The 205-nt window shown below is 59.0% G+C and carries 1 protein-coding gene; it reads left to right on the top strand.

What is annotated here, in order from left to right; genetic code table 11:
* A partial coding sequence (locus ACFZPT_RS27235; protein WP_379556016.1) for an RHS repeat domain-containing protein occupies nt 1-205 on the top strand: 205 nt, incomplete at both ends.

The following is a 205-nucleotide window of genomic DNA, read 5'->3' as shown; positions in this document are numbered from 1 at the left end:
CCCAGGAACGGCGTGGCAAAGGCCAGCAACTCGTCACCGAATACCGCTATGACAGCCAGCACCGGCTGATCGAAATCACCCGGTCCAACGGCCAAACCGCCCGTTACCGCTATGACCCGTTTGGCCGGCGTATCAGCAAAACCGTCGACGGCATCACCACCGAATTTTTCTGGCAAGGCGACACACTTATCGCCGAACACCAAGC

Source organism: Pseudomonas sp. MD330_10 (assembly GCF_042610415.1).
Classification (GTDB): domain Bacteria; phylum Pseudomonadota; class Gammaproteobacteria; order Pseudomonadales; family Pseudomonadaceae; genus Aquipseudomonas; species Aquipseudomonas rhodesiae.
The sequence above is the reverse complement of the archived record's forward strand: the minus strand, read 5'-3'. Positions and strand labels throughout refer to the sequence as shown.